Annotated in this window: 14 protein-coding genes; 7 read left to right on the top strand and 7 right to left on the bottom strand. The window is 61.9% G+C overall.

Annotated elements, in window-relative coordinates; translation table 11 throughout:
• Positions 1 to 133: 133 nt before the first annotated feature.
• Positions 134 to 748, bottom strand: coding sequence for a 3'-5' exonuclease (locus AC07VY_RS24690; protein WP_495099826.1), 615 nt, complete (start codon positions 746 to 748; stop codon positions 134 to 136).
• Between the two features lie 228 nt (positions 749 to 976).
• Between AC07VY_RS24690 and AC07VY_RS24685 the strand changes: the two genes are divergently transcribed.
• Positions 977 to 2,428, top strand: coding sequence for a tetratricopeptide repeat protein (locus AC07VY_RS24685; RefSeq protein WP_495099825.1), 1,452 nt, complete (start codon positions 977 to 979; stop codon positions 2,426 to 2,428).
• Here AC07VY_RS24685 and AC07VY_RS24680 read toward each other — a convergent pair.
• Positions 2,360 to 3,118, bottom strand: coding sequence for a phosphonate utilization associated transcriptional regulator (locus tag AC07VY_RS24680; protein ID WP_495099824.1), 759 nt, complete (start codon positions 3,116 to 3,118; stop codon positions 2,360 to 2,362). The genes AC07VY_RS24685 and AC07VY_RS24680 overlap by 69 nt on opposite strands.
• 84 nt (positions 3,119 to 3,202) lie before the next feature.
• Complete coding sequence (locus AC07VY_RS24675) at positions 3,203 to 4,681, bottom strand: amino acid permease (RefSeq protein ID WP_495099823.1); 1,479 nt, start codon at positions 4,679 to 4,681, stop codon at positions 3,203 to 3,205.
• Between the two features lie 282 nt (positions 4,682 to 4,963).
• On the opposite strand from AC07VY_RS24675, the gene AC07VY_RS24670 reads away from it, so the two are divergent.
• Genes AC07VY_RS24670 through AC07VY_RS24655 form a run of 4 tightly spaced genes read left to right on the top strand, consistent with a single transcriptional unit; the run spans position 4,964 to position 9,659 of the window.
• Positions 4,964 to 6,346, top strand: a complete 1,383-nt coding sequence (locus AC07VY_RS24670; RefSeq protein WP_495099822.1) for a glutamine synthetase family protein — start codon at positions 4,964 to 4,966, stop codon at positions 6,344 to 6,346.
• 3 nt (positions 6,347 to 6,349) lie between these two features.
• Positions 6,350 to 7,483: an iron-containing alcohol dehydrogenase gene (locus AC07VY_RS24665; RefSeq protein ID WP_495099821.1), complete on the top strand. Its 1,134-nt coding sequence runs from the start codon at positions 6,350 to 6,352 to the stop codon at positions 7,481 to 7,483.
• Positions 7,483 to 8,295, top strand: coding sequence for a gamma-glutamyl-gamma-aminobutyrate hydrolase family protein (locus tag AC07VY_RS24660; protein WP_495099820.1), 813 nt, complete (start codon positions 7,483 to 7,485; stop codon positions 8,293 to 8,295). Before AC07VY_RS24665 ends, AC07VY_RS24660 begins: the two co-directional genes overlap by 1 nt.
• Complete coding sequence (locus AC07VY_RS24655; protein WP_495099819.1) at positions 8,292 to 9,659, top strand: aldehyde dehydrogenase family protein; 1,368 nt, start codon at positions 8,292 to 8,294, stop codon at positions 9,657 to 9,659. Before AC07VY_RS24660 ends, AC07VY_RS24655 begins: the two co-directional genes overlap by 4 nt.
• Here AC07VY_RS24655 and AC07VY_RS24650 read toward each other — a convergent pair.
• Together AC07VY_RS24650 and AC07VY_RS24645 are read right to left on the bottom strand one after the other, a co-directional pair.
• Positions 9,645 to 12,005, bottom strand: coding sequence for a bifunctional diguanylate cyclase/phosphodiesterase (locus AC07VY_RS24650; protein ID WP_495099818.1), 2,361 nt, complete (start codon positions 12,003 to 12,005; stop codon positions 9,645 to 9,647). The genes AC07VY_RS24655 and AC07VY_RS24650 overlap by 15 nt on opposite strands.
• 35 nt (positions 12,006 to 12,040) lie before the next feature.
• On the bottom strand, positions 12,041 to 13,411 hold the full coding sequence (locus AC07VY_RS24645) for a tetratricopeptide repeat protein (protein ID WP_495099817.1): 1,371 nt from the start codon (positions 13,409 to 13,411) through the stop codon (positions 12,041 to 12,043).
• Between the two features lie 189 nt (positions 13,412 to 13,600).
• Here AC07VY_RS24645 and AC07VY_RS24640 point away from each other — a divergent pair, with 189 nt between their 5' ends.
• Together AC07VY_RS24640 and eutC are read left to right on the top strand one after the other, a co-directional pair.
• Positions 13,601 to 14,992 carry an ethanolamine ammonia-lyase subunit EutB gene (locus AC07VY_RS24640; protein WP_495099816.1) on the top strand — a complete coding sequence of 464 codons (1,392 nt, stop codon included), beginning with the start codon at positions 13,601 to 13,603 and terminating at the stop codon, positions 14,990 to 14,992.
• On the top strand, positions 14,989 to 15,786 hold the full coding sequence (gene eutC, locus AC07VY_RS24635) for an ethanolamine ammonia-lyase subunit EutC (protein ID WP_495099815.1): 798 nt from the start codon (positions 14,989 to 14,991) through the stop codon (positions 15,784 to 15,786). The genes AC07VY_RS24640 and eutC overlap by 4 nt, the downstream gene beginning before the upstream one ends.
• 7 nt (positions 15,787 to 15,793) lie before the next feature.
• Here the strand turns inward: eutC and AC07VY_RS24630 are convergent, their stop codons facing one another.
• Both AC07VY_RS24630 and AC07VY_RS24625 read right to left on the bottom strand, forming a co-directional pair.
• Positions 15,794 to 16,378 (bottom strand): hypothetical protein, encoded by a 585-nt coding sequence (locus AC07VY_RS24630; protein ID WP_495099814.1) that lies wholly within the window; start codon positions 16,376 to 16,378, stop codon positions 15,794 to 15,796.
• A gap of 103 nt (positions 16,379 to 16,481) precedes the next feature.
• Positions 16,482 to 17,105 carry an FMN-binding negative transcriptional regulator gene (locus AC07VY_RS24625; protein WP_495099813.1) on the bottom strand — a complete coding sequence of 208 codons (624 nt, stop codon included), beginning with the start codon at positions 17,103 to 17,105 and terminating at the stop codon, positions 16,482 to 16,484.
• Between the last annotated feature and the right edge of the window lie 7 nt (positions 17,106 to 17,112).

Below are 17,112 nucleotides of genomic sequence, written 5' to 3'. Positions count from 1 at the left end.
CTGCGCGCGGCTGTGACGACCCAGCCACTTCCATTGACTGTTCTTCGATACTCTGAGGCAAGTAGCTAATCAGGCAATATTTCATATAAGACCGGCAAGCTGGTGTGCGGCGGCTGCCGCTAGCGCCTGTGGTTTAGTGGGCGCTGGCCAGCTGCGCCAGGCGTTTACCGAGCGTGGCCTTGGTGCAGCGCTGCAAATCCATCAGCAGCGCGCTATGGGGCTGCGCGATGCCCCAGCGCTGGCGCAGGTCGTGCTGGATCTGGCCCAGTAGGTGGGCGGCCATTTCGGCATCGGCCAAGGCGCGGTGGGCCTGGCCGGTGCGCGGCAGGCCGTGGAAGTCCACCAGCGAGCCCAGTTTGTGGTTTGGCGCCTGCGGGTATAGGCGGCGCGCCAGCAGCAAGGTGCAGACAAATGGCTGCTCGGCAGGCTGGTCTATACGCGCCAACTCGGCCTGCCAAAACTTGCGGTCAAAGGCCGCGTTGTGCGCCACCAGGGGCACGTCGCCGACGAAGCGGCTGGCCTCGGCCATGGCCTGGGCGGCGCTGGGCGCGTCGGCCAGCATGGCGTTGCTGATGCCGGTCAGCTGGGTGATAAAGCTGGGGATGCGCACGCCTGCGTTCATCAGGCTCTGGTAGCGGTCAACCACCTGGCCCTGCTCCAGCATCACGATGGCCACTTCGGTGGCGCGGTCGCCCTGGCCGGGCGAGATGCCGGTGGTTTCAAAGTCGATCACAGCCAGGCGGGTCATGCGGCCTGCTCTGGCAACACCGCTTGCAAGCTATTCAGCTGCTGGCGCAGGCTGTTTCTCAGGGCAAAGCGGTCGATCATAGGGGCGCGATTCTAGTGTGGTGTTCCATCAAGCGCGCAACGCCACGCTAGCCAGCGCGAAGGGACCGGCCCGCCAAAAACAATGTGTCGCCGGGCTTTTCGCAGTCTGTTTCCTCACCGCATGGGCTGCGGCGTACCATGCGCAGCCATGGACGTTTTGAACACGGTGCCGGGCGCACCCGCCAGCGCCGAAGCGCTTTTCTTTGACGGCACGCAGCGCCTGCAGCAGGGCGACCTGGTCGGTGCCGAAGCCGCCTTGCGCGCCGCATTGCAGCTCTCGCCTACCCTGGCCGAGGCCCATGCCAACCTGGGTCTGGTGCTGGAGTTGCGGCATGCGTGGCCCGAGGCCGCCGACTGCTACCGTCAGTCGATCGCGCACAACTCCACTTTGGTCGATAGCTATGTGAACCTGGCCGGTGTGCTGATACTGATGCATCAGCTGGACGAGGCCGAAGCTGCCTGTGCCATCGCCCTGCGGCTGCGCCGCGACGACCCGCATATCTGGTGCAACCTGGGCGTGGTCTATGCACGCATGGGGCTGGAGGTGGAATCCGAGGAGTGCTGCCGCGAAGCCCTGCTGCTGGAACCCGGCTACCCCAAGGCCCGCTTCAACCTGGCCTACCTGCTGTTGCGCCAAGGTCGCTGGGAGGAAGGCTGGGCGCATTTTGAGTCGCGTGACTGGTATGCCGCCATGGCCCGCCTGATGCACTGCCCACGGTGGCGCGGCGAGCCGCTGGCAGGCCAATCCATCCTGGTGGGCTACGAGGCCGGCCATGGCGACATGCTGCAGTTCTGCCGTTATGTGGTGGAGCTGAAGACACGCGGCGCCAGCCATGTCACCCTGGTCTGCCATCCGCCGTTGAAACGCCTGTTCGCCAGCTTGGCAGGGGTGGATGTGCTGGTGGGCTATGACGAAGACCTGCCGGATACCGCCTGGGACTGCTGGACGCCTTTGATGAGCCTGCCATCGTTGTGCCAGACCCGGGTGGATAGCGTGCCGGCGCCCCTGCCGTATCTGCACGCCGAGCCGCCCCTGCTGGCCGACTGGGCGCACCACCCTGCCCTGGCCCAGGTGCCGGTGGGCCATCTGCGCGTGGGCCTGGTGTGGAAGGGCAGCACCAGCTTTGAGAACGATGCCGAGCGTTCGCTGGCCAGTCTGGCCACCCTGTTGCCGCTGGCTGACGTGCCGGGCGTGACGTTTATCAGCCTGCAAAAGGGTGCGGGGGAAGACGAGGCCGCGCATCCACCCCCGGGCATGGCCGTGCGCGCCCTGGGGCCGCAGATACGCGACTTTGCCGATACCGCTGCCATCCTGGCGCAGCTGGACCTGTTGATTTCGGTCGACACCGGCGTGGCCCATCTGGCCGGTGCGCTGGCTGTGCCGTGCTGGGTGATGCTGCCCGACTACCTGACCGACTGGCGCTGGCTGGCAGAGCGTAGCGACACGCCTTGGTATCCTGGTGTGATGCGTCTTTTTCGCCAGTCTGCGGGCGGCGGCTGGGCGCCTGTGGTGGATGCGCTGGCAGCTGCCTTACACGCGTTTGCGGCGGGTGCCAGCGATGCCGGGGGCGCTGGGAATGCTGCTCTTCGCCACGCTTAGGTTGCTTGCGCCGCTGCGGCTGAGCTCGTTGGCAATGGTGCGGTTTTTGCTGTCCATTGCGTGGTCGAACATGGCGCGCCCGGCGGCGTCGGGGTCGCCCGAGGCAATTGCGGCGACGATGGGGCGGTGCTCGTTGGCGGTGATGGGCATCAACCAGCTGTCGGCCAGGTTCAGGCGGCGAAACAGCGACAGCTCTTTGATTAGCTTGCGGTAGATCTCGGTCAGCTTGCGGTTGCCCGCCAGCTCCACCAGCCGGTCGTGGAACTTCAGGTTCAGCAGGTGGTAGTGGTAGGCGTCCTGGGCCTTGACCTGGCGCTCCATTTCCGTCACCAGACCCTTGATTTCTTTCAGTTGGACGGCTGTGATGTGGGTGGCCAGCTGGCGCCCCACCAGCTCGTCCAGCGAGGCGCGCAGGTCAAAAATCTCTACGGCTTCATCGGTGGGAATGTCGCGTACGAAAACGCCGCGGTTCTTCTCGAAGCGCAGCAGGCCGCCTTCTTCCAGCATGCGAAAGGCTTCGCGTACCGGGCCCCGGGACACACCCAGCTTCAGGGCCAGCGTGGCTTCGATCAGCTTGGTGCCGGGACCGTATTCACCTACCAGGATGGCGCGCTCTATTTCCTGTTGCACCACGCTTGTCAGCGAGCTGCTTTGGAGGAGGGCGATGGTGGGATGTGGTGCAGCAGACATGCCCCGAATTGGAGCACAGTTTGTATAAAAAACCTGGCAAAAAGCCCCAGAATCCAAGCGGTTCTGGGGCGATACAACAACGGTTTATTTCTTGCCCATCGTGGTGACGGGTGGGCCTTTGAAGCGGCGGCGCTCAAAGCCAAACCACACCACGGCCGTCAGCACCAGAAAGCCCAGCGTGATCTGCAGTGCCGCATCGTTTGGTGGCTGCACACCCAAGAACAGGATCAATGCTGCGGCCAATGCGACCAGCAGCGCCACCAGGCGAAATACCGGGCCCATGTCCCACGGACCCATCTTGTTCCAGCTACCGCCATAGGCCAAGCCACCCAGCACGATGGGCAGGCCGTAGGAGATGAAGATGAAGATCACCGTCACCGACACGATGGTGGTGTAGGCCGGGGTGTACAGCGTGAACAGGATGGCGATGATGGATGCTGTCCAGATCGCGGCCACTGGCGACTTCAGAGTGGCATGTACGGTTTTCAGCGCGCCCGAGGCAGGCAGGCCACCGTCGCGTGCAAAGGCAAAAATCATGCGCGATGCCGAGGTCACGGTAGCCAGGCCGCACAGAAACTGCGAGGCCGTGATGGCCCAATACAGCACGTTCTTGATGCCGGTTGGCAATACCGCGTCCATGGTGGTGAAGAACACATTGCCGCCACTGGCTGCGGCCTTGTCCATGTCGGGAATGGCGATCACGAAGGCGCACAGCATCAGATAGCCAAACAGCGAGGAATACAGGGTAGACGACACAATACCCTTGGGTACTGCGCTGGAGGCGTTGACGGTCTCTTCTGCCGTGTGGGCGGATGCATCGAAGCCGGTAATGGTGTAGATCGGTAGCAGCAAACCCAAGCCGAACAGCAGCCACATGCTGTGGGTTTCTGGCCATACATCACCACCGATGGCGCCGCTGTAGTTCTTGAACGTGATCAGACGTGCAAAGTCATAGCTAGGCGCATATGCCAGCAACGCCACGGTCAGGAAGATTGCCGTGGCAAAAATCAGATAACCGCTGATATCCGTCAAAAACGCTGTTAATTTGATGCCGATATGGTTGGCGAGCGCTTGCAGAGCGGTGATGCCGATGACGAAGGTTGCCTGGGTCTGGAAGTTGGCTTCCCACCCCAAGCTGGTGCCAAATGCACCGATAAAGAAGTAAAACGTGCCCACATTGATGGCACCCAGCACCGTCACCAGACCCAGCAGGTTCAGCCAGGCGGTCAGCCAGCCCCAGCCTCGGCCACCCAGGATCGAGCTCCAGTGGTACAGGCCACCCGCGGTAGGAAAGGCCGAGCCGATCTGCGCCATGCCCAGTGCAAACACCAGACTGATGGCGCTGCCGATCAGCCAACCTATGCCAATGGCCGCACCGCCCACGCCGGATATGCCCTGGGACAGCGAGTTGATGCCACCCGACAAGATACAGATGATGGAGAACGAGATCGCGAAGTTCGAAAACGGCTTCATGCTGCGTGACAGCTCTTGTTTGTAGCCCATGCTTTGCAGCACGCTGGCGTCGTCGGCGGCTATGCCTGACGTGTTCGCAGAAAGTGTCATCAAGTACTCCTGAATAGGATGAATGGAAAATGAACATATGCACATCCCATGCCTGATGCTTCCGCAGGTATTTGGACCATGGAAATTGCCCTGCGTGTGTAACCGCGATTTGCGCGCTGCACAAGCAAAATCTGCAGATTGTTAACAATCTACAGTAGAGCAATTGACAAGCCGGATGCAAAGCGTTTCAATGCCCAAGCCCTGAAACACAGGCACAAAGCACGGCGTAGCGGCCCAATTTGGTGCGCCATGGCCTTGGAATACAAAACGGTGAGAGACAACATGGCATCCAAGAAAACACCTGCCCAGCACCCTGCCCTGGCGGCCCTCCAGCAATCTGGCGCGGCCAAGGTCAAGGTCGCCGTCAGCGACATCGACGGCGTGCTGCGCGGCAAGTACCTGCACATCGACAAATTCATGGGCGCGGCCCAACCCTACCCAGCCGGCGGCTTTGGTTTTTGCGATGTGGTGCTGGGCTGGGACATGATGGACAGCTGCTACGACAACACCACCGTCACCGGCTGGCAGCACGGCTTTCCCGATGCGTTGGCCCGGCTGGACCTGGGCACGGCGCGCCACGTGCCATGGGACAACCAGGTGCCTTTTTTCCTGGGTGAGTTTGTGCTTGCCGACGGTACGCCGCACCCGCTGTGTCCCCGCCAGACCTTGAAGCGCGTGCTGAAACGCGCCGAGAAAATGGGCTTGCAGGTCATGACCGGCATGGAATTCGAGTGGTTCAACTTCCTGGAAACGCCGCATAGCTGGGCCGAGAAAAACGGCGTCGGCGCCACCAAGCTGACACCCGGCATGTTTGGTTATTCGCTGCTGCGCATGAACCAGAACCGTGATTTCTTCAACGCCATCATGGACGACATGCTGGCCTTCGGCGTACCTATCGAGGGCCTGCATACCGAGACTGGCCCCGGCGTATTTGAAGTGGCCATAGGTTTCAGCGAGGCTCTGGCCCAGGCCGATCGGGCCATTCTGTTCAAGACCGGCGTGAAAGAAATCGGTGCCCGCTACGGCATCATGCCCAGCTTCATGGCCAAGCCGCACGCGAACCTGCCGGGTTGCAGCGGCCATATCCACCAAAGCTTAAGCGATGGTAAGAACAATCTGTTTTATGACGCCAAGCAGCCGCGCAAGATGAGCAAGCTGTTTGAAAGCTATCTCGCGGGCCAGGTCGCCTGCATGATGGATTTTGGCCCCATGATCTGGCCCACCATCAACAGTTACAAGCGCCTGGTGGATGGCTTCTGGGCGCCGACCAAACCCACTTGGGGCATGGACAACCGGACCGCCAGCTTCCGCGTGATCGCTGGCAGCCCCAAGGCAACCCGCCTGGAAACCCGTTGCCCTGGCGCTGACGTGAACCCCTACCTGGCCATGGCCGCCGTCATTGCCGCTGGGCTGGACGGTGTGGAAAAAGGTTTGAAGCTCACAGCCCCACCCATCACCGGCACCAATGGCGGCGCCGAGCACATTGCCCGCGCACCGCGCACCCTGATTGAAACCACCCGCGTGTTCCAGCAGTCGGCCATCGCGCGCGACTGGCTGGGCGACACCTTTGTCGACCACTTCGCCGCCACCCGTGAATGGGAATGGCGCCAATGGCTGGACGCCGTCACTGACTGGGAACTGAAACGCTATTTCGAGATCATTTGAACCATGACGATTACTAATTTCGCATTCCCTACGCCCATCAAATTCGGTGCTGGCGCGCGCAAGCTCGTGGCCCAGCATTTGCTGGACCAGGGCCTGCAGCGTCCGCTGATCGTGACCGACCGGGCCCTGGCTGCTCTGCCGGTGATGGCCGAGTTCGTTAGCCACCTGAATGGCCTGGTGGTGGGGCTGTATAGCGGTGTGCATGGCAACCCGACCTGCAGCCAGGTGATGGACGGAGCTATCGCTTTCAAGGACCACAACGCCGATTGCGTGATCGGCTTTGGCGGCGGCGCTGCACTGGATGTGGCCAAGGTGGTGGGCATTGCGGCCACGCACCCGGGTGACATTCTGGAATACGTATGGGACCACCCGCAGGTGCGCCCTATCGACCAACCGCTGCCGTATTTTGTGGCCCTGCCTACCACCTCGGGCACGGGCTCCGAGGTGGGCCGCTCCAGCGTGGTGAGCGAGAACGACACCCACCTCAAGCGCGTGATCTTCAGCCCCAAGATTCTGGCCCAGGTGGTATTTGCCGACCCCGAGCTGACCCTGGGCTTGCCGGCCCACGTGACGGCGGCTACAGGCATGGACGCGCTCACGCACAACATCGAAAGCTATCTGTCGCCGGCCTACCACCCGCTGTGCGACGGCATAGCGCTGGAGGGCACGCGCATTGCCGCAGCCGCCCTGCGCACGGCCGTGCACGAGCCCAGCAATCTGCAGGCCCGGTCCGACATGATGATGGCCTCGATGATGGGCGCCATCGCCTTCCAGAAAGACCTGGGTGCGGTGCACTCCTGCGCGCATGCGCTGGGCGCCGTGTGCGACCTGCACCACGGCCTGGCCAACGCGCTGATGATCGACACCGTATTGGTCTGGAACCAGGCGGTGGTGCCGCACAAGTTCGACGAGCTGGCCCATGTCTGCCAGGTGCCGGGCGGCGGCAAGGCTTTTGTTGCCTGGCTGCGCGAACTCAAGCACGACATTGGCATCACCGGCCGCTTGGCCGACCATGGCGTGCGTTACGAGCACCTGCCGCGTCTGGTGGAAATCGCCACGGCCGACATCTGCCACCAGACCAATCCGCGTCCCTGCACGGCGGAGGATTTCGAAATGCTTTTCAAGGCGGCGATGTGATGTCCAACCCCACCCGACCCGAGCGCTTGAAGATCGGCATCAGCGCCTGCTTTTTGCACCCCGACCCGACCCGCGCGGCCTTCGCCAAGAAGACACTGCAGTACGTCGAGCAGTCCATGGCACACTGGATCATGTCCGGCGGTGCGTTGCCGGTAATGGTGCCCTCGCCCGTGGGCGACACCGCGCGTGGCGAGGTGCATTTTGACGACTACGCCCAGTGGCTGGACGGCCTGGTGCTGCACGGCGGCGCGGACGTGTGGCCCGGCAGCTACGGTGAAACCCCGCTGCAGGAGCGCTGGAGTGGTGACCGCATCCGCGACGAATACGAGCAGGCCTTGGTGAAGGCCTTTGTGGCCGCAGGCAAGCCCGTGTTCGGCGTGTGCCGCGGCCTGCAGCTGATCAACGTGGCTTTTGGCGGCACCCTGTACCAGGACATCGCCACCCAGCGCCCAGAGGCCGTGCTGCACCGCGATGCCGATGCCTACGACCACCATTTCCACCCGTTGCAGATCGTGCCCGAAACACGGCTCAGCGCACTATTACCGGACGGCAGCAGCTACAAAATCAATAGCATCCACCACCAAGGCATCAAAGACCTGGCGCCCGGCTTTGTGGTGGAAGCGCGCAGCCCCGAGGACGGCGTGATCGAAGCCATTCGCAGCACAGGCCCGGCCTATGTGGCGGCCGTGCAGTGGCACCCTGAATTCCACCAGCCGGCCCTGGGCACGCTGGACGACACCCCTTTGCTTACCGACTTTCTGGCCGCAGCACACGCCGCCAAGGCCGCCCACACCCAACCGCACAAGCCATGACCACCCTCGCCATCCACAACCCCGCCAGCGGCGCCAAGATTGCCGAAGTGCCGGCCGACGACGCGGCCTCGGTTGCCGCCAAAGCCCTGGCCGCGCGCGCGGCCCAGCCCGTGTGGGCGGCCGCGCCGTTGGAGATGCGCAAGGCCTGCGTGCTGCGCTTCCGCGCCGCCGTGGTGGCCGAGCTTGAAGCCCTGGCCGCCACCATGACCAGCGAGACCGGCAAGCCCATCGCCATGTCGCGCAACGAGCTCAACGGCTTGCTGGGCCGCATCGACTTCTTCCTGGCCGAGGTGGACACCAGTACCGCCACCGAGACGGTGCTGAACGAGGGCGGCATGACCGAGCAGATACAGCACATCCCTCTGGGTGTGGTGGCGAACATCTCCGCCTGGAACTACCCCTGGTTCGTGGGCTGCAACGTCATCCTGCCAGCCCTGCTGACCGGCAATGCCGTGCTGTACAAGCCATCTGAATACGCCACGCTGACCGGCCTGAACATCGTGCGGCTGTTGCATGCGGCCGGCGTACCCACGGATGTGCTGGTGGCCCTGGTCGGCGGCGGTGATGTGGGAGCGGCTCTGCAGGCGCAGCGCATCGACGGCCTGTTCTTCACCGGTTCGTACGCCACCGGCGCCAAGATCGCCCAGGCCCTGGGCCCACGCATGGTCAAGCTGCAGCTGGAGTTGGGCGGTAAGGACCCGACCTATGTCTGCGACGATGCGCAGGTGCAAAACGCCGCCGCCTCGCTGGCCGATGGCGCCATGTACAACACCGGCCAAAGCTGCTGCTCGGTGGAGCGCATCTATGTGCACGCCCAGGTTTTTGATGCCTTTGTGGCGGCCTTTGTGGACGCAGTGCACGGCTTCAAGGTGGGTGAGCCCATGGCCGACGACACCTATATCGGTGCCATCACCCGCAAGGCCCAGTTGGACGTACTGGACGCGCAGGTGGCCGATGCGGTAGCCAAGGGCGCCACATTGCTCACAGGCGGCAAACGCCTGCCGGGCAATAGCTATGCGCCCACGGTGCTGGTGGGTGTGGACCACAGCATGGACGTGATGCGCGAGGAAAGCTTCGGCCCCATTATCGGTATCCAGAAGGTGGCCAGCGACGCCGAGGCTGTGGCGCTGATGAACGATACCCGCTATGGCCTAACTGCCGGCGTTTTCACCCCCGACGAGGCCCGCGCCCGCGCCGTGCTGGCCCAGGTGAACGCCGGCAGCGTCTACTGGAACTGCTGCGACCGCGTCAGCCCGCGCCTGCCCTGGAGCGGCCATGGCGATTCGGGCGTGGGCCTGACCCTGTCCACCTACGGCATACAAACCTTCACCCGGCCCAAGGCCTGGCATCTACGCCAGGTTTGAGCACGCCGCGGGGCTTTGGCCGTTGTTCAGCTGTGTCAGCGGTGTTGCGGTGGGCATGCTGAACATGGCGCCTTGCGAATAGTCGATGCCCAGCGCCAATATCTGCGCCTGTATGGAGGCGGTATGCACAAATTCGGCAACGGTTTTGAAACCCAGTTCGCGAGCGAACTGCACGATGCCACGGATGATGACCAATGCGCTGGGGTTGTTGTCGAGATTGCGGATCAGACTACCGTCGAGTTTGATGATGTCGGCATTCAGGCGCAGCAAGTGGTCGAAATTGGAGTATCCGCTGCCGAAGTCGTCGATGGCGATGCTGCAGCCCATGGCTTTCACTTCATCGATGAAGGCCCGAACTTCGAGGTAATTCTGAATACCTTCTGACTCCAGTATTTCAAAGATGACCTGTCGGCCGATACCGGTTTCACTGAGACGGCGTTTGATGAAGCCGGTGGTTTCCGGGTCAACCAGGTCTTCGTATGACAGGTTGAGGGAAAAACTATAGGGCGTGTCCTGGAACACGGCGAAGCTCTTGCTCACCATGATGCGGGTGATTTCGCCATATAGGCGCAGCTTCTTGGCAATCCCCAGAAATTGCCCTGGCCCTACCGGAGATCCGTGCTCATCCAGCAGGCGTACCAGACATTCAAATTTTTCGATCTTTCCATTGCTGTTGCTAACAATCGGCTGAAAGTACGGAACGATGCGATCTTCATGCAAGGCCGTCTTTAAGCGTTGTGCCCACAGCAGGTTCTGCTCATATTCTTCACGTACCTTGAGGGCTGGGTCGTAGACTGCGTAATGGCGGTGCTGAAGGCGAGCCAGTTTCAAAGCAATATTGGCAGACGACAGCAATGTCTCTCCAGATGGGGCTGCTTGTGTGGACTCATTCTCGGTAGTCACGGCGCCTAAGGTCACGTTGACCCCGATTTCTTGTTCCTCCCAATGGAAAAGCGCAGTGTGTATGTAGGTAGACAGCGCATGCAGGTAGGTGTTCAGGGCGGCGCGGTCCAGTGCTGTATGGATCCGGATAGCGAACTCGTCACCGGGTAGTTTGTACAAGGCGGTACGCCCACTATTCAGACCGGTATCAAGAAACTTCTGCAATTTATCGCGCATCGAAACGAGGATGTGGTCACCGCATTGGTGGCCATAGAAATCGTTGATTTCTTTGAATGCATCGATATTGACCTGGATGAGGCTTTCTTGCTGTGGTGCCGCGGTTTCGCGTAGCAGTTTGGCCCGATTGGGCAAGCCCGTGAGTGAATCGGTGGACAGTGTTTCCAGCAACCTCAGAATATGGGCTACTACATACAGAATGACCCCTGAAAGTACCAGTAATACCAAGCCGGTAGTCAAGGCGATTTGGTAGTTGGTCTGGCGCATGGGCTCCAGTACGGCGTCAATTTCATCCTGCGGCACACCGATGCCGAAGACCATGCCCGCGCGGGTGCGCGACAAGAACATGGAATAGCTACGTCCTTGCACACCTAGCTGGTGGGTTTGTATCGGCAGTTGCATCTGCCCACCGCGGAAAGAGGTGCTCCCCGGTGGTGGTGTTGCGGGAAGCTCCAATGTCGACAATGCGTCCATCAGTGCTTGGTTGGTCGATGACTCGGACGACTGCGACAGACTGGACAGCTGGCGATTGTTGTTGTCCATCACGAACGCGAAGCTGCCCGGGGTGACATCGGCACCGCTGACCAGACGGATGATTTCTTCCGCGCGCCACGAGGTGGTGGCCAAGCCGATGAAACGGCCGTGTTCGTCGTGCATGGGTGTGGCCACCGTGACCAGGCCGTCGCTTTGCACGGCGTCGTAGTAGATGGGAGTCCAGTGGAAGATTTCCTTACCGGGTGATTTGTCGTTATCGTTCGTTGGCAGTGCGGCCACATACCAAGCTTGCTGGGAATAGGTATAGGCACTATCTGCATACGCTGGGATCAGTTGCACGGAGTTGTTTTTCCAGCCTGCATAGGCGGCAGCAGGCCAGATGTTCGGCGCAAACCAGATTCCTCCGCCCGACGCTTCGGGAAAATCACGGATCTTTTTCAGCAATGCGCTTTCTAGTTCGGTCCGACGCGTACGGCCGTTCTGCTGCTTCATGCTGTAGAGCAATTCGCCCAGGCGCGCTAGTGCGGCTGCGTTCTTCTCCATGATCTGGTGGCGGGCGTCGATACGGTCCAGGTTGCCATGGAAGGTTTCATCAATCTGGCGCGCGCGCAGTTTTGACATGGCCTCTTGGGAATAGCTCAGATTGAGCGAGGACATCACGCCCATGCCAGCCAGGAACAGCGTTACCAGCAGCAAGAGGATGAGCATGATGAGTTTTTTAATGGAGCTCATGCCTCCCTCAACCGTTGAACGCATTGGGGAGCCCATCAGTGCATGGTTTCCTGGGTACGCCGAGCTCGTTGCCGTGCATTTGCCAACTGCTCCGTTGACAGTTGGCGTGCAATTTCGTCGCGTGGTGCTGCCGCTGCACTTTGGCCGCCGGCGACCGCCAAGCTCAGCCAGACATAGGCTTGTATGGCATCAGCATCTACGCCCAGGCCCTGGGCATAGAGAGTGCCCAGGCGGTACTGGGCTTCAGGAACCCTTTGTTCCGCGGCGGCGAGCAGCCATTTGCGGCCTTTTGCCGGATCAGCGGTGGCTATGCCTTCACCCTGGGTATACATCTTGCCCATGTACAGCTGGGCATTGCCATGCCCTTGTTCCGCCGCTTGGGTGAAGTAGCGCAAAGCCAGTGCCAGATCGCGCTTTATGCCGTTGCCTTGGTAGTACATCTGGCCCTCCATGAACTGGGCTTCAGCCAGGCCTTGTGCGCTGGCCAGTTCGAACTGTTGCAGGGCTTTGGTTGGATTCTGCGGTAAGCCCTGCCCGCGAAGATACAGCTGCCCTAAATGCAGTTGCGCTTCGGGCAGACCCTGTGCTGCCGAACGCTGGGTCCATTGCACGGCTTCCGGCAATAGCTGCAGTACGCGGGCACTGAAGCCGAGGTTGTATTGCGCCCGAGCATCGCCAATTTCTGCTGGTTTTCGGCACGCGGCGTGGGCTTCGCGGTAGTTCTTGATGGCGAACGGCAGGTAGCAGTTGTCCAGGACGGCCTTGTCTTGCGTGGTTGTGGCGGAGCGCGCGGACGTTGATGGGGTTGTCGACATCGCAGATCCTGGAGCTGCACCAGCTCGACTCACCTGTTCGGCAAAAGCCTGGACGACTGCAGGGCAGGAGTAGCGGTAGCCGGTATCCAGTTTTTCCAAATTGGCAGCGGTTTTTTCGCGGCCGGCATAGCTGTCTGCGATGGCTGCACAACGCTTGTCGCGTTCAGCCCGTACCCTGTCCAGCGTGGGAGAACGACCCGGCCCGTGGCGTTCCAGGTAGCGGCTTAGCGGATCAATCGCTGGTTGTTCTAGCAGCTCGTTGATTTCACGCGTGGCTGGTGTCGTTGAAGCTTCCTTGGCAGCAGGAGCTACGGGGACATGGCTTGCACAGCCAGTGAACAACAAGAGCGACAAGCATGTAGTTAACCAATGCCGTATTGATGCAAGGCTTATATGCTGCGGTCTCGTAGAGGGGGAAGAGAGCAAAGGCACCGTATGAGTGTTTTCGGACACCATCAAAATGCGGTCCTTCTTAAGATATCCAGATGCTTGGTCCGCATAAGCGGTAAAAACGTGTGAGTGAGTTAGTGAAGCGAGCGAACAAATTGTCACTGAAATGGTTACATGTTTTACATATGCCTTGCAGCGCAAAAAAGCCTTCGGTGTGTGTTATTGCCTGAACTCTGTTCTTTTTGTTGAATCCTGATGGCGCTGTCGGTGCGACTTTGGGATGCGGCATGGCATTAATTTTGCTGGGCAGTAATGTTTGCATGCGACTCCACTACAGCGGCTGTCTTCATTTGTAGACCTACCGCTGCCAAAGTTATCCAAAGGTTGCCTATGCCCCAGTTTGTCCATACGGTAGGCGCCCATAGCTACCGCTTCCGCGATCTCCGCGAGCTGCTCGCCAAAGCCACGCCGCTGCGCTCCGGCGACCTGCTGGCCGGCGTGGCCGCCGGCAATGCCCAGGAGCGCGTGGCCGCGCAGATGGCGCTGGCTGACTTGCCCTTGGCCACTTTTCTGCAGCAACCGGTCGTGCCCTACGAGAGCGATGAAGTCACGCGTCTGATCATCGACAGCCACGACGCCGCCGCCTTTGCGCCCATCCAGCACCTGACGGTGGGCGACTTCCGCAACTGGCTGCTCAGCGACCCGGTGGACAGCGCGACGCTGGCCGCTGTGTCGCCCGGCATCACGCCCGAAATGGCGGCGGCCGTCAGCAAGATCATGCGCAACCAGGATTTGATTCTGGTGGCCAAGAAATGCCGCGTCGTCACCGCCTTCCGCAACACCATCGGCTTGGAGCAGCGCCTGTCCACGCGCCTGCAGCCCAACCACCCGACCGACGACACCAGCGGCATCGCCGCCAGCGTGCTCGACGGCCTGCTATACGGCAGCGGCGACGCGGTGATCGGCATCAACCCGGCGACCGACAATGTGCCCCAGGTGATCAAAATCGTCACCATGTTGGACGCCATCATCCAGCGCTATGAGATCCCCACGCAAAGCTGCGTGCTGACCCATGTGACCAACACCATCCAGGCCATAGAGCGCGGTGCGCCGGTGGACCTGGTGTTCCAATCCATCGCCGGCACGCAGGCTGCCAACCGCAGCTTCGGCATCGACCTGGCCATCCTGGCCGAAGCGCGCAGTGCTGCCTTGTCGTTGAACCGTGGCACGGTGGGCGACAACGTGATGTATTTCGAAACTGGCCAGGGCAGCGCGCTGTCGGCCAACGCCCACCATGGCATGGACCAGCAGACTTGCGAGGCCCGCGCCTATGCCGTGGCCCGTGCCTTCAAGCCGCTGCTGGTGAATACCGTGGTCGGCTTCATCGGCCCCGAGTATTTGTTCGACGGCAAGCAGATCATCCGCGCCGGCCTGGAAGACCATTTCTGCGCCAAGCTCCTGGGCCTGCCCATGGGCTGCGACGTGTGCTACACCAACCACGCTGAGGCCGACCAGAACGATATGGACGTGCTGCTGACCCTGCTGGCCGCCGCCGGCTGCAGCTTCGTGATGGGCATTCCCGGCTCGGACGACATCATGCTGAACTACCAGACTACCTCTTTCCACGACGCGCTGTACGCGCGCCGCCTGCTGGGCCTGCGCCCGGCGCCCGAGTTCGAAGACTGGTTGCGCCGCATGCAGATTTTTGAAGGCGAAGGGGTAGCGCAGCTGGCGTCTGCATTGCCAGAACCGTTTGCCCAAGCACTGTTGGTGATGGCATGAGCGTAGTCCCGAATCCTTGGCATACCCTGCGCAGCCTGACCGCTGCGCGCATCGCCCTGGGCCGCACCGGCATCAGCCTGCCCACCACGCCGCAGCTCGAATTCCAATTAGCCCATGCCCGCGCTCGTGACGCCGTGCACCTGCCGCTGGACACCGCCCAGCTGGCGCAGGACCTGGGCGAGGTGCTGCCCGGCCACCCCGATGCCATCCAGCTGGCCAGCGCCGCACACGACCGTGGCACCTATCTGCAGCGCCCCGACCTGGGCCGCAGGCTGGACGCGACTTCGCACGACTTGCTGGAGTCTTTCTACCAACCCGCCCGCCCCTACGACCTGGCGCTGGTGGTGGTGGACGGCCTGTCCGCCCTGGCCATCGCGCAGAACGCCGCGCCCTTCATCCACGCCCTGCTGCAGCGCCTGGAGCCAGAGGACTGGTCGCTGGCGCCCACCACCATCGTCACCCAGGGCCGCGTGGCGATTGGCGACGAGGTCGGCCAGCTGCTGGGTGCCAAGACCGTTGTGGTGCTGGTCGGTGAACGCCCCGGCCTGAGCTCGCCCGACAGCATGGGCCTGTACCTCACCTGGGCACCCCATGTCGGCCTGACCGACGCCGCGCGCAACTGCATCTCCAACGTGCGGCCTGAAGGTCTGTCCTACTCAGACGCTGCCTACAAGCTGCACATGCTGCTGCGCGAGTCCCGCCGCCGCCAGCTGTCGGGGGTGGATTTGAAGGACGAGACGGTGGACGTGCTGGCGTCGGACAACGGCGCGATGCGGAACTTTCTGCTGCCTTGAGCCGGGACTAGAGCCTGCTGGCCGACTCCCACAGCTGGGTTGGTTGCAGCTGCGCGTACCAGGTGCTGAACTGTGAGCGGTAGGCCTGCCACGGTTCTGCCAGCGCCGGGCGCGGGTCTTGGCTCAATGCATAGGCCATGCCTTCAACAAACCATGTGGGCTTGAACAGCAATTGCACCACGCCGAGTTGCTGGCCTTGCAACTGGTGAATCAATTCATGCCGCACGTAGTACGGCTTCCAGGCACGTGGGCCGATGACGGTGCCGATAGTGCCGAGCGTGACGGCAGAACGATCCCCCAGGCCAAACGATTCCGCGCAGCCTTGGGTCGCGCAAAAAATGACGCGTGGCTCGCCTTGCAAGGCTTGCAGGTGCCTGGTCACAAAGGCATTGGCTTCCTGGTAGAGGGCGGTAGCCTGGGTCAGCTGCGCCATGTCATCTACACACATATACGCGGTGGGACAGGACACGCCCGCTAGCGTGGGCGCGATCACGCGCACCGGCCGTACCAAGGCCCAGCTGGCAACCGGTACCACGACCCCGAGTAGCAATGCCCAGCGCAAAAGTGAGGGCTTCTTTGGTGCAAAGGGCATGGTGAATCGCAATGGCTGCGGAGGGTGAAACTGGCTCAATCTTAGAGTGCCATGAAGGGATGGACCGCTTGGCCCATTCGCCGCGTACGGACGACGCTGGAGCTCATTCCGCCGGGCGCATCAGCCCGGCCAGCTCTGTGTGGCCGCGCGCCTGCAGCGTGTCGGCAGCACCTATGCGGTCGCGCAATTCGCGGTTTTGGCTGAGCTTGACTTTGCCCACTAGCGAGGTGATGGCGATCTCGATGCCTACGATGTTGCGCAGCATGCTGTCGATGTACTCGGGCGCCGAGTCGCCCATCTTCCATGGCGTGGGCTCAGTCGCTTCGTGGCGCCGCGTCAGGCGTGCCACGATGCCGCGTACAAAGCGTTCATCGTCACGCACGGTCAGCACGCCGTGGGCGTGCACCACCTCGTAGTTCCAGGTCGGCACCTGGCGGTGGGTTTCGTGTTTGCTGGGGTACCAGGTGGGCGAGATATAGGCCTGCGCGCCACGAAAAATCACCATCACCGGGCTGCCCGTGGGGCAGCGCTGCCACACCGGGTTGGCGCGGGCCACGTGGGCCGACAGCAGGCCATGCGGCCCCACGCCGGGGTCGAACTCGAAGGGCAGGTGGTCGGCGTCCAGCCCGCCGTCTGCGTGGCTGACCAAGGTGCCCAGGGGGTGTTCGCGGATGATGCGCTGCAGTTGTTCAGGCCGGTTTTCAGCGAAGTGCGCAGGGATGTACATGGTGTGG

It is taken from the genome of Rhodoferax sp. GW821-FHT02C08 (assembly GCF_059421805.1).
Note: the sequence above shows the minus strand (reverse complement) of the source record. Positions and strands in the feature narration are given on the sequence as shown.

What these genes read in the sequence shown, in the direction of transcription:
- AC07VY_RS24665 (WP_495099821.1), top strand. Translation starts at nt 6,350, where the DNA reads ATGACGATTACTAATTTCGCATTCCCTACGCCCATCAAATTCGGTGCT.
- AC07VY_RS24640 (WP_495099816.1), top strand. Translation starts at nt 13,601, where the DNA reads ATGCCCCAGTTTGTCCATACGGTAGGCGCCCATAGCTACCGCTTCCGC.
- AC07VY_RS24675 (WP_495099823.1), bottom strand. Translation starts at nt 4,681, where the DNA reads ATGACACTTTCTGCGAACACGTCAGGCATAGCCGCCGACGACGCCAGC.
- AC07VY_RS24650 (WP_495099818.1), bottom strand. Translation starts at nt 12,005, where the DNA reads ATGAGCTCCATTAAAAAACTCATCATGCTCATCCTCTTGCTGCTGGTA.
- AC07VY_RS24680 (WP_495099824.1), bottom strand. Translation starts at nt 3,118, where the DNA reads ATGTCTGCTGCACCACATCCCACCATCGCCCTCCTCCAAAGCAGCTCG.
- AC07VY_RS24685 (WP_495099825.1), top strand. Translation starts at nt 977, where the DNA reads ATGGACGTTTTGAACACGGTGCCGGGCGCACCCGCCAGCGCCGAAGCG.
- AC07VY_RS24655 (WP_495099819.1), top strand. Translation starts at nt 8,292, where the DNA reads ATGACCACCCTCGCCATCCACAACCCCGCCAGCGGCGCCAAGATTGCC.
- AC07VY_RS24630 (WP_495099814.1), bottom strand. Translation starts at nt 16,378, where the DNA reads ATGCCCTTTGCACCAAAGAAGCCCTCACTTTTGCGCTGGGCATTGCTA.
- AC07VY_RS24670 (WP_495099822.1), top strand. Translation starts at nt 4,964, where the DNA reads ATGGCATCCAAGAAAACACCTGCCCAGCACCCTGCCCTGGCGGCCCTC.
- AC07VY_RS24690 (WP_495099826.1), bottom strand. Translation starts at nt 748, where the DNA reads ATGACCCGCCTGGCTGTGATCGACTTTGAAACCACCGGCATCTCGCCC.
- AC07VY_RS24660 (WP_495099820.1), top strand. Translation starts at nt 7,483, where the DNA reads ATGTCCAACCCCACCCGACCCGAGCGCTTGAAGATCGGCATCAGCGCC.
- AC07VY_RS24625 (WP_495099813.1), bottom strand. Translation starts at nt 17,105, where the DNA reads ATGTACATCCCTGCGCACTTCGCTGAAAACCGGCCTGAACAACTGCAG.
- eutC (WP_495099815.1), top strand. Translation starts at nt 14,989, where the DNA reads ATGAGCGTAGTCCCGAATCCTTGGCATACCCTGCGCAGCCTGACCGCT.